14 protein-coding genes are annotated in these 16,927 nt (G+C 64.5%); 12 read left to right on the forward strand and 2 right to left on the reverse strand.

What is annotated here, in order from left to right:
* Nucleotides 1-721: 721 nt before the first annotated feature.
* Entirely contained in the window at nt 722-2,638 is a 1,917-nt protein-coding gene (locus E3N94_RS03410; protein WP_241987050.1) for a hypothetical protein, read from the reverse strand.
* 1,009 nt (nt 2,639-3,647) lie between these two features.
* On the opposite strand from E3N94_RS03410, the gene E3N94_RS03420 reads away from it, so the two are divergent.
* The 4 genes from E3N94_RS03420 (at nt 3,648) to E3N94_RS17550 (ending at nt 6,769) form a co-directional block, all read left to right on the forward strand.
* Nucleotides 3,648-4,118 carry a hypothetical protein gene (locus E3N94_RS03420; protein ID WP_134369331.1) on the forward strand — a complete coding sequence of 157 codons (471 nt, stop codon included), beginning with the start codon at nt 3,648-3,650 and terminating at the stop codon, nt 4,116-4,118.
* Nucleotides 4,096-4,608, forward strand: coding sequence for a hypothetical protein (locus tag E3N94_RS03425; protein ID WP_134569807.1), 513 nt, complete (start codon nt 4,096-4,098; stop codon nt 4,606-4,608). Before E3N94_RS03420 ends, E3N94_RS03425 begins: the two co-directional genes overlap by 23 nt.
* Before the next feature lie 5 nt (nt 4,609-4,613).
* On the forward strand, nt 4,614-5,588 hold the full coding sequence (locus E3N94_RS03430) for a hypothetical protein (RefSeq protein WP_134569808.1): 975 nt from the start codon (nt 4,614-4,616) through the stop codon (nt 5,586-5,588).
* 110 nt (nt 5,589-5,698) lie between these two features.
* Complete coding sequence (locus tag E3N94_RS17550; RefSeq protein ID WP_347232684.1) at nt 5,699-6,769, forward strand: alpha/beta fold hydrolase; 1,071 nt, start codon at nt 5,699-5,701, stop codon at nt 6,767-6,769.
* On the opposite strand, the gene E3N94_RS03440 is transcribed toward E3N94_RS17550, so the two are convergent.
* The gene (locus E3N94_RS03440) at nt 6,761-7,093 is read right to left on the reverse strand and encodes a helix-turn-helix transcriptional regulator (RefSeq protein WP_134569810.1); all 333 of its coding nucleotides are present in this window, start codon (nt 7,091-7,093) and stop codon (nt 6,761-6,763) included. The genes E3N94_RS17550 and E3N94_RS03440 overlap by 9 nt on opposite strands.
* Before the next feature lie 738 nt (nt 7,094-7,831).
* Here E3N94_RS03440 and E3N94_RS03445 point away from each other — a divergent pair.
* The 8 genes from E3N94_RS03445 to E3N94_RS03480 all read left to right on the forward strand — a co-directional run.
* Nucleotides 7,832-9,058, forward strand: a complete 1,227-nt coding sequence (locus E3N94_RS03445) for a hypothetical protein (protein ID WP_241987051.1) — start codon at nt 7,832-7,834, stop codon at nt 9,056-9,058.
* Between the two features lie 5 nt (nt 9,059-9,063).
* The gene (locus E3N94_RS03450; RefSeq protein WP_241987052.1) at nt 9,064-9,378 is read left to right on the forward strand and encodes a hypothetical protein; all 315 of its coding nucleotides are present in this window, start codon (nt 9,064-9,066) and stop codon (nt 9,376-9,378) included.
* A 36-nt stretch (nt 9,379-9,414) separates the two neighbouring features.
* On the forward strand, nt 9,415-10,134 hold the full coding sequence (locus tag E3N94_RS03455) for a hypothetical protein (RefSeq protein ID WP_134569812.1): 720 nt from the start codon (nt 9,415-9,417) through the stop codon (nt 10,132-10,134).
* A gap of 263 nt (nt 10,135-10,397) precedes the next feature.
* Nucleotides 10,398-11,555: a hypothetical protein gene (locus tag E3N94_RS03460; RefSeq protein WP_134569813.1), complete on the forward strand. Its 1,158-nt coding sequence runs from the start codon at nt 10,398-10,400 to the stop codon at nt 11,553-11,555.
* Entirely contained in the window at nt 11,555-13,258 is a 1,704-nt protein-coding gene (locus tag E3N94_RS03465) for a hypothetical protein (protein WP_134569814.1), read from the forward strand. The genes E3N94_RS03460 and E3N94_RS03465 overlap by 1 nt, the downstream gene beginning before the upstream one ends.
* Nucleotides 13,255-14,799, forward strand: coding sequence for an ATP/GTP-binding protein (locus E3N94_RS03470; RefSeq protein WP_241987053.1), 1,545 nt, complete (start codon nt 13,255-13,257; stop codon nt 14,797-14,799). Before E3N94_RS03465 ends, E3N94_RS03470 begins: the two co-directional genes overlap by 4 nt.
* 4 nt (nt 14,800-14,803) lie before the next feature.
* Nucleotides 14,804-15,877 (forward strand): hypothetical protein, encoded by a 1,074-nt coding sequence (locus E3N94_RS03475; RefSeq protein WP_134569815.1) that lies wholly within the window; start codon nt 14,804-14,806, stop codon nt 15,875-15,877.
* Between the two features lie 73 nt (nt 15,878-15,950).
* Nucleotides 15,951-16,927 (forward strand): type IV secretory system conjugative DNA transfer family protein (locus E3N94_RS03480; RefSeq protein WP_166790055.1); only part of this gene is annotated, 977 nt, incomplete at its 3' end.

Genomic DNA, 16,927 nt, shown 5'->3' on the forward strand with positions numbered 1-16,927 from the left:
TTTCACTGGCCTCATTCGCCTTGACAAATTCCGCCGTCAGCCGCACGGCCGATGTGCAGCCACCCGCCGTATACCCCCGGTTGGCGACACGCAATGCCTACGTGACGCTGTCGCCGCCGCTGGCTTCGCGGCGCACCACTCGGAGGGCCTTGCCAGGCAGGTAGCCGTAGATCCCACCACCGGCCTGCGGCGCACGTGGAATCCTCATGGAGATTTCTTTACGCGAACCCCTACCTCTATTCGCTGGCGTATCGAGGATCGCAGCCAGGTCAAACCACTCCCGCTGCTGAGACGGCAGCAACAATTCTCGCCGGTCCCCTCCACCGTGCAGCCAAAGCCGGGATGCTCGACGTTTCAAAGCGGGACGCACTTGACGTCTTCACTGCGGAAAGCTGCGGGACTACCCTCATCCTCATTGCCATGCCACCGCATGAACGCAGATTCCAGGTATCCCATCGCACTCGTGAAGCGGTTCCCGCATCTATCCCGAGCGACGCCGGACCAACACTCGGCTCCGCTGCCGTCACTGCTGCCGTGCAGCTTCGAGCGTCTCTAGCCGACACAACCGTGCTCACCGCAACCGAGAGACAGCTTGTGGGAGACCTGCCCACCCCTAATCACCACACCTCGAAACTCCACACACAAGGCCATCCAAACTCATCCATGCGCCCTGTCCAGCCAAAGAACACCGGTTCGTAACCTCCGAAGCTGCACCTAGCGGTTAGGCGGCGTCTCCGAGATACTGCCAACGATTCTCCGGGCTCAACACACCCAAATTCACCAACTCCCGCGCAGAACGATGATCACCACGCTGATCACTCGACCGCGGATACGTCGGCCACACCCGCTCACCCGGTGAGCCCGCTTCAAACAACGGCCGGCTCGACACATGTGGGCGCCGCGGCCGAGACCTGGGCGCTGACATCATGGTGCTTAGTTCGGCTTGCCACCACGCCCACACCTCTCGTTCGATCCGATACCGCTCCGCCCGAGCCAGCAGGGTTCCCAGCACGTTGAGCCGCAAGGCTGCCTGGTTCCGGAAATCCTGCATCGACCTCGCCCACCCATCACGGTGAACGACCAAGAGCTTGTGACGACGGAGGCGACTGAAGATCGTGGCCGTGTGCCGGGCGGTAACGCCCAGGAGACGAGCAGCGGCATCAATGGTGAGGGACGGGTGCTGGCGCAGCAGGGCGTAGAGCTTGCCGGCCAAGTGCCCGAGGCCGCGGCGGGTGAAGAGGTCGTGGCGTTGGTCGGTGAGTTGTTCCTCGAGCAGGGCAACGAGATGGGTGCGGGTGTTAAAGAGCTCAGCCGCAGAACGGCTCAGCGACGACGGGATTTCCTGCGGGGGGCGGGGGTTATCTGATGGTTGTGACCGGACTGTACTGGGACCTGTGGATAACGTGGAGGCTAGGCGCCATTCGGCGGCGTTGCCATCGTCACTCGCACTGACCCGTTCGACGTACCCGGCAGCCGCGAGGGCGGTCAGGGCGTCGGCTGCGGTGGTCCGGCCGAGGCCTCCCATCGGGCCCAGGTCCCGGATGGCGGCGGCGACAGTGCGTTTGCCGGTCTGCAGGGTCAGGTAGGCCAGGGCACGAAGAATGGTCTGCTGATTCGAGGACGCCTCGGTGCGGCCCCACCGGCCGGGACTGACCCGGAAGCGAGTGAGGAGGGCTTCGACGTCGGTCACGATGGCGTCCAACTCCGACAGGTCCTGCGGCTCCCGCACCGCCGGCAGCGGGCGCTGAAGCGCGGCGTACTGCTGGGCTTTATCCCACTGCCGGCCCAAACGGGCCCGGGCCTCGGCTGCGGCCCGGGGGCGGCGGTCGCCGCGGCCGGTGTTCTTCGTCCGGAAGTGCTCCATCCCGGGGGCCGTCTTGATGGCGTGCTCGACGTCGACGAGCTGCCAGCCCGCGTTCGCGGCCGCGAGCAGGCACATGAACCCGGTCCAGCTCGGGTTACTGCCACCGTCGATAGTGGCCATATGGGCGGTGCCAGCGGCGCTGAGGCGCCGGTGCGCCTGGTGGAGTGTGGCGATGGGGCCCGACGGGGCGCTGTCTTCCGCGCGGAGGGACGGCTTCCGCGCCTCGAGGACCGCGGCCAGGGCGGCCAGGTCGGCGGTCGTGGTCGACGGGACGATCAAGCTGTTCAGGTTGCCGCGGAGGACCGTGGAGTAGCTGCCGTCCCGGTGCGGGGACAGGGGCGGCCGCGCGGCACCGGTGACAGCGTTGAGCAGCATGCCGTGGTCCAAGCGGCGGAAATTCGCGCGCGCTGCACTGGCTACCGGGGCGACGGCGAGTTTCGGGGCACCGCCCTGGAGGGCGAGCCAGATGTGCCGGCCACCGGTCCCCGACGACTGGCACACGACGTGCTCGATCGAGAGGGCATCGAGGGTGCGGGAGAGGACCTCGCACTCGTCGACGGCTTCCTCCATCAGCTCAGCGTCAACGCCGTGCTTGTCCTTACCGTCAAAGTCAAAGCAGAGGACCCGGAACAAGCCGGTGTCGTCGGCCAGGTTCATCGCCCACGGCGTTGTGGGTTCGGCCGGCACCACACGGTGGATTAGGGGGTAACTGTTCTCGTCCACGCGCCCGTACGCGTCCCGTTTCATCACGCGCACCTGATCGCGCGGACTCATCCGGCGCGTCAAAGCCCAGGCCGTCCATGCTTCGGTGGACACGCCAGACACGCCGGACACAATTCCGGGTGCATTCTGGAGTACGTGCGCTATGCTCTGGGACATAGAGAAACCTCCCGTGAGGGCTGTTGATCTGGATTAGCTCTAACCTCCTCGCCGGGAAGCACAGAGGGTTTGAGCTACGAAACTTGCAGTAGCCCGTCGCGAAAGCGGCGGGCTCTTTCGTTTAAGCGACCTGGTTGATGGGCAGCTCCTCGTCATGACGGATGGATGCCTGGGGCGCGAGGGTGGCAAGGCCAACATCTCGTGCGAGTACTGAAGCGATGTAATCGCTCAGTGACATTCCTCGTTCCTCCGCGCGGTCGCGCACTGCGTCCGCGATCGGCGACGGAACTCTGGAAATCAGCGGTTGGCGATCGCCTTTGCTTTTGCGTCCGCCGTAGGAACGTTGAGGTGGCATGGTTTGAAGATATCGGGATGCTGAATCAGAAACAGGGAGGTTGTGGCGGCGTGTTGCCAAACCGTAGCTAATTCTCCCCTGATCGGCCAAGGCAGTTTCCCGGATGGACACCAGCATCCGTCAGCGACCGAGGAGGAAATCGACATGCCCGGCGGCAGCCGCCGCGATGATTCGATTGTTCGCCACGAATCTTGACGCGTCGGAACTGCCACTGTTTGAGAGTTCATCGACCAAGTTGCAGTCCTTCAATCCTTCGAGGTGGCGACGCACCGTTCTCTCGGAGGCCCGCGTTGATGTAGCGATTTCATCGATTGTCATAGCGCCTCGCAGCACAAGAAATCGCACGATACCTGCGCCCGAACGACGAGCCATTAGTCGAACCATGTGTAAATCTCTTCCCACGAATGCCTCAGATGCTGGACATGCCTAGCCCACTCTAGGCATGTCCAGCTGTGCGTGTCCAACTAGGGTGGAACTGCGCTTGCACGTCGCGCCGACTCCCCAAGGCCGGATCGGTCGCGCGATGTGCCCGACTACTAGAAGGCCAGATTGAACGAAACCCGCCTAGAAGAAAACGCCTCTGGGGACGAACGCGCCAGGTATGAGTTGGCGCGAAAGCTGAACTTGTTGCTGGACGCTTTCGCTGCGGAACGTGGCAATGCTTTGACTTACAAGGAGATCGCCGCGGTACTTGATGCACGCGGCGTGCGACTGTCGCGCGCACGTTGGTCCTACATGCTGAGCGGGTCCGGATACTTGGTGACGGACGAGTCCCTCCTGCGCGGCTTGGCTGAGTACTTCGACGTTGACCCTGAATATCTTCTGGGCGGACCGGGCGTTCCAGAGCCAGAACGGGTCATCGCGATGAACGAGATGATCATTGCCATTCGCGCCGCCAAAGTGAAGAATTTTGCAGCGCGCACTCTGGGCGAAGTATCGCCGCCAACACTTAGGGCGATTACTGAACTCTTGAACCAGGTAATCGGTGAAGCGGACGATGAAGATCCCGAAGTGGATTAGAGCGCCCCACAGGGCTGTCGTTGACCCCGAGAACGCCTCTTCACCACGCGAGCTTGCGCGCACCGCCTTCTCAGCGTTAGACCTGCACGGTCGAGTCTCGGTGGATAGCATTGTCAGCCTCGTGGAGGGCCGTCGCGGCAAGCCCATCTCAATCGCCATTTCAAGGCATCTCAACGGAACCGAGATTTGCGGGCTCTGGCTCGCCCGGCGAGGGGACGACCTGATCTTCCACGCAGCAACGGATTCTGAACTGCACCGACAACAGATCGTCTGTCACGAGTTGTCGCACATGATCCTGCGCCACGACGAGATCGACGGCCCAGGGCTCCCCAGTCTGCGGCTGGTGGGGGAAGGTGCCGCAATGGCCTTTGGCCGTTCAGGATTCCTGGATTCATACGAGTTGGCGGCCGAGGCACTAGCCGACTTACTCACGTACGCAATCCGTTCAAGCACGAGAGAACCCGAGGGATTCGAGGGCGTCTTCGGATGATGCAAATGATCATCGCCGCGGTCCTTTGGGCGCTCGTGGCAGCGCTGGCCTCAGGCACGCGCCGACGCACAGATCAAAGCATCCTGTACGCGGCTGTCATGATCGCCGTTTCATTGACGTTGAACGTTGATGCTGTTTACAGGGCAACAGATTCGCTTTTGACCGGACACAACTATGCGGATTTACTGGCAAATCTCCTCCTTCTAATTGGGGTCTACTTCCTTTCGCGGGCCATTTTGCGAGCATCCTCACGCAGCAGAGCTCGATCGACAGAGAAGCCATTTCTTATAGGTGCGATCGTGAGTTCTTGCCTCACAATCACTGCCTTTCAATTCGTGGACGCCCCCTGGTCTTCAGATTCGTTCATGCGAGATTTCGGAGACCAACCCGCGGCGTGCGCATATTCCCTGATCCAGTTCACATACTTGGGCATCGTTGTAGCGGTGACGGGATCGATCTGTCTGCAATTTGCTGGTCGAATGAGCACGGCTGCGAGGCGAAGCGGTTTTTACATCGTTGGGGCGGGGTGCTGCGCCGCCGTTCTGAATGTTTTCAGCATCGTGGGCATGGATTTGACGCACCTATTCGGTCCGCCACATTTGCTGGCACTTTTTTCCAGTGCGTACGACGTTCTGAACGTCGCATCACTCGTACTTCTGTGCATCGGGTTGTCCCTCCCGCCCATTCTCGGATGGGCCAACGACCGATTGGAGCGCAGACGACTGCAGCTCATCCTTCCCGACCTGAATCGAATCTGGGACAAGGTCTCAGCTCAGCGGCTCGAACTGGGCCGAGATTCCCTCAGCCACACACAAGGAGCAAGAAGACCCGACGTGGACGTCGCAGTTCACCGAACACTGGTCGAGATTCGCGATGCGCTCTTGCTTGAGGCGAGCGCCAAAGACAAGCTCACCGATGCAGACTTGGCCATTCTCCTCGGGGCCGAGACCCCGACCGGCGCGCGGAACACGACCGAATGATTCTTCAAAGTGCATTCGCGGTGTGCGGTCTAACCGTCTTGGGCATGCTCACTGCAAGCATCGCGATCGCCAAAAACATAGTTGGCACGGAAACCCCAAGGCGGGAATCGATGCGCATTGCAGCGGTCGGAGCAGACGGGCCAATCGTTGTCGTGACCCTTCCGCTGAGCGCCGCGACCAGAGCGCCTGGGGAGTATGCAATTTGGTATGACCATGGCAGAGGCTACGCGAGGGTTGGCGAGGTTGTGACGGTTGATGAATGTGCCTCCGTTGTCACTCGCGAAGTAATTAGCTCCCTTGGCAGCACACTGCGCGCAGGCCAGACGGCGCGCTGGAGCGGTGTCGTTCCGTCCCGACCCGAGGACCTCGAGTTGCCGTTCACCACTGTGAACATACCGACCGCGTTGGGTTCAGCCCCAGCTACGCGCTTTGACGCAACACCACACCCGTCAAAACCATCGACATGGGCGATTCACATTCACGGACAGGGCGCCACCCGGGCCGGTCCACTTCGGGGAATTCCTGTCGCCCACAGCGCCGGCCTGACTTCTCTCGTGGTCTCCTATCGAAATGATCAGGAGGCTCCAAACTCCGACGACCGAAGATCGATGCTTGGCCAGACAGAATGGCTTGATGTAGAAGCGGCACTCGACTACGCCCGCGAGCAGGGAGCCCAAAGCTTTGTCTTAGTCGGCTGGTCGATGGGGGCAAGCATCGCGTTGCTGCTGGCTCGCTCGTCCAAGCATCGGGACCTTATTCTGGGACTTTGCCTCGTTGCCCCGGTAACGGATTGGCGCTCAACAATAATCGCGGGAGGCCGAAATGCCCGCCTGCCTGCGGTCTTGATTCGCCTGGCGATGCACGTCTTGGCGGACAGTTCGCTCCGGCGCACCATCCAGCTCAACGAGACCATAGACCTGCAGGCGCTGGACTGGATAAGAAATGGCTCCGACCTTCGAATTCCTACCCTCGTGCTGCACAGCGCCGGCGACAAATCCGTGCCGATCGAATTGTCGCGGCAGTTCTCGGAGGCGCACAAGGACACGGTCGAGTTGGTCGAACTCCCAGCGACGCCCCACACACTCGAATGGAACAGGGACCGAGAATTGTGGGAGAGTGCCCTCGCCCAGTGGCTGAATCGACGTACCGATCAATCCCGATACAGCTATGACCTACTCTGAGCTTTCACCGAGGAGATAGCGCATCCACGCCTGCCCGAGGGCTTCGACTCGTGCTCTCCGGATCGAATAGCGGACCCCGCGACCCTGACGCTGACCCGGCGGAAGATCAGCGGCGATCACGCCGTACTCTTCCAGCGCGCGCAAGTGCCGATGTAGCGTGCTGTCCCGAATTCCAACCTGCTCGCGTAGATCTCCATAAGTCATCTGATCCGAGACAGCAAGAACTCGAATGATGTCGTTGCGTGCACGGTTGCCGAATATTTTCTCAATCGCCTTCATGTCAGTGTTCCACTCAGGAGCTGACGGCTGCTTGGCGGGATCCACCCGTCCATTCTGGCGCAAGGCGGAGCCGCATTCGTTCGTCCCTCACAGGCTAGCCCATCACGAATACTAAGCTCTCATAAATTGGCAGTATGCTTTCATTCAATGGAAGTATCAGTGGACGGCGCCGTAGGCTTCTCGATTAGCGCGCTTTTCAGCTGGTCTGAATCAGGAGGCACTCAACGCGTCTCGCGGGAGGCGCCGTACCCAGGATCCAAAGCACCCCTGAACAGGTTACAGAATCTCGCAGGCCTGGATCGCAGAGCAGGAGCAGTCGGCGGTGACAGGGGAGTCTCCGTTAGCCGCACGGCACCCGCTGCCACTTACCGAGCGGCCAGTCCAAGGACGATCGCTGCGGTCGGTGAAGAAGGAAGCTACGAGTTCCGGATCGTGATCACCCGCCCTTGCGCCGTCCAAGCCCGCCACGCTCACCTTGCTGTGCACCGCTACGGTCTCGCCCGGCGAACCCGGCGACCCCCTCCAGCCGGGCACCGTGATCTCCTCGCGGGCGCCTCCGGTGCGGTCGACAGAGCTGCCACTTTCAATTCGATACTCGGGTGGAACGAATTAATCTCGCCCATTCTGCAAGCCCGTGGAAAGACCCCCTGTTCGCACAATTCGAAAGGCGTCACTTGCAGCACACGACCTGGACCGTCCAAATCGCTGTCGATGTCCCTGACATCGCCCTTGGCGGGAACGCAACATTCATTTCAGGGTTTAAGAGCAGAGGACACACCACCCATGAGTGACACAGGTTGCAGCGCACCCAACGACGTCTTCGGAGCGGCAGACCGCGCCGGAGATTACATCGAGGAAGACGCCGCTCTCATCGCCCCGATACAGCCTCGGCTCCGTCCCAAAACCACGGGCAGCACCACCGAAGGACCCGCCCAGATTGCACTGCCCCTACCGGCCGACGCACTGAAGACCTCGCCGGGCTCGGGCGCATCGGCATCAACGATGGCCGTCGCCAGTGATCTGGCCAGTACGTCTGTGCTGTTTGCCAGTCCCACTGGCTTAGCTGACGCGTCGCACTCGACAACTCCGGGCAAGGCCACTGCCGGGTTTCGCGGTGCTCTGGCCCGCCTGGGACTGCCCTTTGGGCCGGGTGCCGCCGAGCTGGGGGAGCGGCGCTGTAAGGAACTGCGGACTACGAACGAGACGACAGTGCGGCAGGCGACTTGGACGCGTGCGGTCTCGGTCCTGGTGAACAACCCCAAGGGCGGCACGGGCAAGACTCCCACCGCACTGCTGCTCGGGGGAGTGCTGGCCGCGATCCGCGGCGGATCGGTCGCGATCCTCGAAGTCTCCGACGACCCCGGCGCCCTGAACTTCCGCGCCGAGGGCAACCCCCTCCTCGGCCTCGGCGAACTCGTCCGCGACGTCGACCACGTCCAAACCGCAGGACACCTCGCCGGATACACCGCCCCGCAAACATCCTTCGCATCCGTGATCGGATCCACCGGCCGCCGCGACCGCCTCACCGGCGAATCCGTCGTCGCCGTCTCCAACGTCATCGACGACTTCTACTCCATCCGCGTCATGGACTCCGGCAACGTCCCCACCTCCTCCGCATTCCGCGGTGCCGTGTCCGTCTCCGACGTCCTCGTGATCCCCGTGATGAACGCCGGCGACTCCGTCCTCGAAGCCATCCAACTCCTCGAGGAGCTGCGGGCAGAGGGCGGGCCCTCCGCGGAGCTTGCGAACCGGGCCATCGCCATCCGCCTCACCGACGGCCGCCCCGAGACCGACGCCGTCCGAGAAGAAGTCGAACGGCTCCTGAGCCAAGCCGGCGTGTCCGCCCTGCACGAGATCCCCTACGACTCCCACATCGCCGAACGCGGACAACTCACCCTCAGCCGCCTCAACCCTGCAACCCGGGACGCGTTCGTGGCAGCAGCCGCCAGCGTGGTCCGGTCCCTGCAAACCGCGGTCTCCGCCGCACCCACACAGAACCGGAAGGCCTAACCCCCATGCGCGACCTCCTGCTCCACGCGGCGATCGAGAACCCCCTCGACGGGATTCTGCCCGACTTCTCCTTCGGCGGCGCCGAATTCACCGCCCTCTGGCAAAAACTTATCGCCGCCCTCTGGGCCATCGGCATCCTCGTCGCCATCGGTTACCTGATCTTCGGAATCGTCGCTATGGCCGGAGCCTCCGGAGATACCAACCCCAACCCCCAAGCCCACGCCCAAGGACGCCGGAAAGCAGTCTGGGCCGGCATCTCGCTCGCCGCCCTCGCGGGCCTCGCCATCATCGTCGGCGCCGTCCTCTCCTTCGCCGGCTAACCCACACCACCAACGCGCAAACCAAGGAGTCCCACCATGCGAATGGTCACAGCATCCGGCCGTAGCCGCTGGCCGATCATCATCGGGGCCACCGCCCTCGTCGTCGCCATCAGCGGCGGTATCGCCTACACCGCCACCCGCCCCGCCCCAACACCCAATGCCGCACCCAGTACGGCGACGGCCACCCCTACACCGACCCCTACGGGCACCCCTGGTGCCGCGGGTATCGGAGACGACGTCGCACCCACCGGCTGCCTCGGCGGGCAAGACCGCAATGTCAACATGGTCCTGGCAGCCCAAGCCGACGCCAAACACACGAGCTACGGAGCAGTGGAAGTCGCGACCTCGGTTTACCGGTGGCTTTGGCAATACCCGAGCCCACCGGCGTCAGAAAGCGACACCATCGGCTCTGAGGTCGTCTCCTCCACGGCGTCTGCCGCTTGGAAAGACGTGGCCGCTCAGTATGAATCGGACGAGTGGAACACGATCATCGCTGACTACAAGGCAAATGGTGGGTCGTTCCATACATCCAGCACGAATGGATTGTGGCGCATCACAGAAGACTCGACTGCAGATCGGGTGAACGTTGAATTGGCCCTCGGCTACGTGATCGATGGTGCGCTCAGCCCCACCAGGTCAACGGGCATCGGCTTCGTCCTGGTCTGGGAGGACGACGCATGGCGTATTGAGTCCGGAACCTCTGTTGATCAGCCGAAGCTAACGGCCGGTGGCACGCGCTACACGGCAGGGTGCTGATGCAAGCTGCGACTGTCCTCGCAGCAGCAGGCGAGCCTTGCGCCGGCGGGCTAATCGCTTGTGGTGTCGCGGACATAACCAATGGCGTCGGTGGCGCGGTAAAAACCGTCGCGGGTGTGGCGGACTTCTGGTCTGACCCGGCCGGGAACTCCTTCAACCTTTTGCAGGGAGCGGCTAAGGGTCTCTCGGATACGGTGTTGCCGGCGTTGACGCATGCGACGCTTCCAGATCTGACGGCGGATTGGTTCATTCAGGCGTACCAGGTGTCGTTTGCCCTGGCGATCTTCGTGTTCGTGGCCCTGTTGATCCCGCAGATCGTGCGCACCGCGCGCGGCCACCAGTCCGGCCGGGAGCTGGGGGAGTCCCTCACCCTCTATGGGCCCGCGTTCATCCTGGGGGCCATGTTCGGTCCCGCGCTCGGCGCGTTCCTGGTGAAGTTCTTCGGCGCCCTGTCTGACTCCTTGATCGCGTGGGGCGTCACCAGCAACTCCGAAACCATCGTGGCGAAGTTCTCCACGATGCTCTCCGAGGAAGACGGATCGGGACTGGCCGGCGGCGCGGTCCTCGGCGTGATTCTGATGTTCTTCATGATCCTGGGCCTGCTCGTTGTGCTCCTGATGCTGATCGTTCAACTCATCACCCTGTACTTCTCCGGTGTCCTCTTCCCTCTCGGTTTCGTGTGGATCGTGGACCCCCAGAAGCGGAAGTTCGGGTCGAAGATCGCCTACCTCTGGTTCGGGGTCCTGGCGTCCCACCCGCTGCTGTTCTTCCTGCTCACGATCGCGTACAGCATGATGAGCGCCCAGGTCGATGCGTTCTCCGAGACCCCCAGCCTTTCCAAAACGGTGACTCTGGTCGTGTCGATCCTGGCGTTGTTCATGGCCGGCCTCGCCCCGGTCGCCTTGACGAAGTTCGCGCCCGTCATCCCCACCGGTGGCGGCGGGACAGCACCTGTCGGGCCAAACATCGGATCGCAGTCGATGCAGCAAGCCGATGCCAAGTACAGCGACAACGGCCCCGAAACCTCCTCCGGCGGGGGCAGCAGTTCCTCCGTCGGCGGCAGCTCGCCGTCCGCGGGCAGCTCGAGCAGCGCCGGTGGCAGTTCGCCGGCCGGTGAGGGTGAGGCGGCGACGTCGTCGATCTCTGAGGCTGCATCCGTGGGCACCGCTGGCGGTGCCACCGCAGGTGCCGGCGCCGCGGCAGCAGGCGGCGGTGCGGCCGCTGCGGAGAGCGGCATGGCCGCCGCAGGTGTGGCCGAGTCCGCGACGGGTGCGGGGGCTGCGATTGGTGTCCCCACGATGATCGCCGCCGGTGCCATGGCGGGGTTTGAGGCAACGAAGAAGGTCACCGATTCGGTGACTGACGCGGCCGTTTCACCGGTTGAGGACCACGACGAGCACTATGGAAAGGACTCCGTCTAGTGAGTGATACCCCGGAGTCTCATATCCGTTACCTCGGCGGCGAGTCCGGCCACCGCGGCTTCTTCGGCGGCACCGCCTCCAAGACGCGGATGATCCTCCTCACCGTGTTCATTGCCGGGGGCATGGGCGGCATGGTCCTCGGTCTTGGCCTGCCGGCCCTGATCGTTGCGGTCGTCGGGGTTGGCATCACGATGCTGACCACAGCACGCACCCATCGGGGCACGGTCCTTGAGCGGCGCCGGAAGCGCGCCCGCGCCCGCGCCCGGAAGCGGCTCGGCACGGACGAGTTCGTGCCCTACGAGGTCGGGGCGTGGGACCAGCTCCAAGAAGCCATCCTCCGCGGCACGAAAGCCGAGAAGCAGGTTGCGGAGCGGGCTGCGGTGAAGATGCGGGCGAACCCGGACGGCGCCGACGGCATGGGCTGGCTCCAGTACGCGTCGAACATGCCCGGCATTGCCTGGCACGCCCCGATCGGTGAGCAACCGTATCTGTCCGTCGCGTTCTCCGTGTCCGGGCAGCTGCGCGGGATGGAAACCGCCGCCGCCCTCACCCGGGCGGCCAACGCGTGGGGCAAGTTCCTCGCCCGCCGCGCCGCGCCCTCCTCGCTGATCCGGAACGTGCAAACCCTGACCCGGGTGTTGCCGCCGGACTCGGCCCGGCAACAACTGTGGGTGAAGACCCGCCTGGAACCGGTGCAGGAAACCTGGACGGCGGCGCAGCGGGCGTCGTTTGAGGCGCAGAAGCTCTCCTACGACGAAGTGATCCGGAAATCCAGTGCCAACGCGATGGTGCAACGCCACTACGTCGTCGTGTCCTGGCCCCTCACCCAACAGTTCACCGACGCCGCCGCCAAATACGGGGCCGGACGGGACGCCTGGCGCGCCCTGATGGCCGGGCAGATCCAAGCCACCGAACAAGGCTTGAACGAAGCGAAGATGGGAGACGTCCACGCCCTCACCGCGAAGCAGACCACCGCCTTGATGCTGCACCAGCAGAACCCGCACCTGCCCATCGACCTCACCCGGAACGTTGACCCGCTCCTGTCCGGGATCGCGTCCCGGGACGAGTTCTCCGCGCACATTGTCGACGGTGTCGACCCCACCTCCCTCGTCATGACCGAAGACGGACCCGTGTCGCCGCCGGTGACGTGGTGGCACCGCACCGCGGCCATCCACGGGGAGAACCTCGCCGTCGCCGGCCGCAGCCCCCTCTGGTGCCTCGACCTCCTCATCGGCCGGGAACTGACCTTCGTCCGGTCGGTGTCCTTCCACCTGCACCTGGTACCGGCGGGGCAGGCGAAAGCGAAAGCTCGCGCCGACGTCGTCCGCGACCTCGCCGGGGTCCTCGCCGACCAGCAGAAGGGCCGCCTCATCTCCGACGACAGCACCACCCGCATGTCCGCCGCGCAGCGCCGCTCCGCTGACCTCGCCGCCGGATCCCACCACCACGGCGTCGACTGGATCGGCTTCGTCACTGTTTCCGCCCCCACCCGCGCCGACCTCGGCCATGCCTCCCGGCAGCTCGAGGAAGCGTGCGCGACCGGCCTCGGCATCGAGCACCTCGACTGGCAAGACTCCTTCCAATCCGCCGCCTCGGGCACCACCTGGCCGCTCGGCCGGGGCCTTCGCCCCGCAGGCGCAACCCTGGCAACCCGGGCCATCAACCGCCTCGCCGGCCGCACCGACAAGGAAGCCATCTCATGACCCACCCCAACCCCGCCACCCCAGCGGCCACCGGCACCGCGCACGGCAAACGCACCCCCGCGAAGAAGCCTTGGTACGGCACCGTCCCCGGCCTAAAGATCTTCGTCACCCCGATGGCGACGTCGCCCGTGCTCACGGGCGAAGAGGATGCCGCCGGACCTATCTCGGGTTCTGACACGGTGGTGTCGTCGCGGCGGCCGGTGGATGTGCCGCCGTTCGAGCGGCCCGGGTCCGTGTTGCGGGCCTCCTCTGGGGCGGCGGCGCGCGGTTGGTATGCGCCCCGCCTGGCCGGGGCCCCGTCCACGACCAGGCAGGCCGAGATCTTGAACACGGGCATCATTGGGGCGCCGACCGGGATTGACGGGGTCGTCAATGGCACCGACACGCTCTCGTCGACGATGATCAGTCACGACGCCCCCACCGCGTACAACGCGACCCCAAGGAAGCTGACCTCACCCAACGTCCTCATTATCGGCACCGTCGGGTCGGGGAAGTCCTCGTTCACCAAAACGGTCATGGTCATGCGGCCTCTGCTGCTGAAGAATCACCGGGCGGTGGTGTTCGACAAGAAGGACGAGGGCGGCGAAGGCGAATATGCCGGCGTCACCCGCCGGATGGGCACTGAGCCCCTCCGCTTCGACCCTGACGGGTCCGGCACCCGCTTCAACCTGATGGACCCCCTCATCGCCCAAGGCACCGGCCTGCAAGGCCAGATGCTGCTGATCAACGCTGTCGCCCGCATCGCCCGGGGCGACACCGCTGCGACGGAGTGGGAAGAGAAAGCCACCCGGTACGCCTTGCAGCTGTTGTTTGAGAAGTTCCAGGACACCCGCCGGGCCGCGACCACCACGGACCTGATGCCGTTCCTCGGGTTGGTGCCGACAGATCAGGGGTTGTCGGGGGAGGCGTCGGAGCGGTTCCACCAGGCGGGCCTGTCGATCCGGTTCGGCCTGCAGAACCTTCTCGAAACCTATGCAGGCGTCTTCGACGGCGAAACCAGCCGGAGAGTCGACCTCTCCCACAAGCTCACCACGTTCGACATTTCCCAGCTCCCCGACTCCGGGCCCGCGATCCCAACGGTGATGGCGATCGGGAACATGTGGCTGATGGGGCGGCTGCGTGAGGAGCGCGGGTTCGTGACGAACGTGATCTACGAAGAGGGCTGGCACATGATCGGCGGCCCGTCCGCACAGCTGGTGAAATCCAACCAGAAACTCTCCCGCTCCCTCGGCATCTCCAACGTCTTCGTCATGCACAAAGGCACCGACATCCCCCCGGACAGCCCCGGCTACACCGTCGTCCAAGAAGCCCAAACCGTGTACGCGTTCCGCCAAGACCGCCCCGAAGACGCCCGCTGGGCGCAAGAAACCTTCAACTTCGCCCCCGACACCGCCGCCACCCTCATGGGCTTGAACCCGGGGCACTGCGTGTTCAAGTACGGGTCCAACCCGGAAACCCACATCCGCCACATCCGCTCGGACTGGGAAGTGGAAGTCACCAACACCGACTCCGCCATGGCCGCCGGCAACACCACCACCTAAAGCCGTGCAGAAAGGCATACTCGGCACCGGGCTGGTAGTCCTGCTCGTGGTCCTCTTCACCGGGCTACTCCTCGTCACCGGCGGCGGCACCGGCACCGGGGCCTGCGCCGCTGTGGCGGCGAACCCGCAGGGCGCCGCCGAACGCACACCGGTCGCCGGGTACCAGGGCGACCAGCTCGTCAACGCCGCATTGATCATGAACGCCGGCGCGACCGCCGGCGTCAACGTGCACGGGCAAACCATCGCCGTGATGACCGCCATGGGCGAATCCGCGCTCCGCAACCTCACCTACGGCGACACCGTCGGCCCCGACTCCCGCGGCCTGTTCCAACAACGCGACACCTGGGGCACCCTCGCCGAACGCATGAACCCCACCCAAGCCGCCGGGTTCTTCTTTCAACGCCTCGTCACCGTGCCGAACTGGGACACGCTGGCGCCCACCCAGGCGGCGCACGCCGTGCAGATCAACGCCGACCCGAACCACTACACGACCTACTACGCCCAGGCGAAAGAGGTCGTGGCGGCTCTCACCACCGGGGACGCAGCGTGCGCGGCCGTCGTTGGCAGTGATGCGCGGGCGTTAGCGGCGGCCCTGGTGGTCAAGATCGACGCGGGCACCATCACGGGGTTGTCGCCGGATCACCTGCGCGAGATCCGGTGGATCGCCAGCGGCAAAACCCGGGAGAACTGCGGCATCGACACCCGCATCCTGCAAGTCATCACCATGGCGACGAACATGTTCGACGCTGTCGGGATCTCGGACATCAACCGGGCCTGCACCGGCCAGGTACTCGGCTCCGGGCTTACCTCTCCGCACTCCGCGAACGGCGGAGGTCACGCGGTCGACTTCTACTCCTTCGACCGGATGCCCACCACCGGCGCCGACGCCAACGCCCTGAAGCTCCTGAAGGCGCTCAGCCCGGTCATGCCCGCCGGGTCCGGGGCCGGCCAGAACCAGTGCCGCGGCGACGCCGGCGTGAGCCTGGACCTGTCGATGAAGCAATTCCGGGACGACTGCAACCACGTCCACATCGCCGTCGACCCGAACACCACCGACCCCATGAAACTCAGCAACTGATGCCCGACACCCAGGCGCACCGCGTCATGCAAACAGACCGACAGACCGTGTTCGTGGCGGCAAGGAGAACCCTGTGATCGACTGGAAAGCCCGCATCATGACCGGCCTCCTCGCCCTCCTCGCCGCCCTCAGCCTCCTCGTGGCCGTGCACGTCGGCGCGATGATCACCCCCACCGGGACGACGTATCCGTGGAACCCCGCCGCCCTGGCGGGGGACTTCCTCTTCCGGGATGCACCTTGGCCGCCCGCGGCAACCTGGACCAGCGTGGTGGCCCTGGTCTTGGCTGTGGCCTTGTTTGCGTTCATCCTGGTCAAGCAGGCCCAGTGGGCGTCGACCAAGCGCAACAACGTGCCGCTGCGGCACATGGCCACGACCCGGCAGTCCGCGGTGCTGCGGGAGAAGCTGCGGGCGAAGGAAGCCGATCAGCTGCACCCGGCCGCGGTGAACCTGCCAGCGGGGGAGCGGGTCGGCCACCTCGTCGGACGGGGAAACCGGTGGGTGTATCAGGGGTGGCGGGACCTCGGCGTCTACGTGTTCGGCACCGGCCGCGGCAAAACCTCCGCCCTCGTCATCCGGCACATGATCGAAGCCCCCGGCGCCGCCATCATGACCTCCAACAAAGTTGACGGCGTTAGCGAAACCCTCGCCGGCCGTGCCAGCCACGGCCAGGCGTTCATCTTCGACCCCAACCGCATCTACCGCCTGGACCCGCAACCTGACTTCGTGTTCAACCCGCTCGACTACATCCGAAGCGCCTCGGACGCCCGGGAGCTCGCCGCGATCTTCGAGGCGTCCACCCGGAAGGCCTCCGACCGGGGCGGTGACTCCCAGTTCGATACCGCCGGGCGGGACATGCTCGCGTACTTCTTCTACGCCGCCGCCCTCGAACAGGAACCCCTCTCCCAGGTGTTCGCGTGGATCGCCCGCACCGAGGGGTACGACGTGCAGCAGATCCTCGCCCACCACGGAAAAACCGGGCCCTCCTCCACGATCGAGGGCATCCTGAGCTGGCCGGACAAAACCAAGGGCAGCGTCTACGCCACCGCGCA

This window comes from Cryobacterium sp. Sr3 (assembly GCF_004402835.1).
Taxonomy (GTDB): domain Bacteria; phylum Actinomycetota; class Actinomycetes; order Actinomycetales; family Microbacteriaceae; genus Cryobacterium; species Cryobacterium sandaracinum.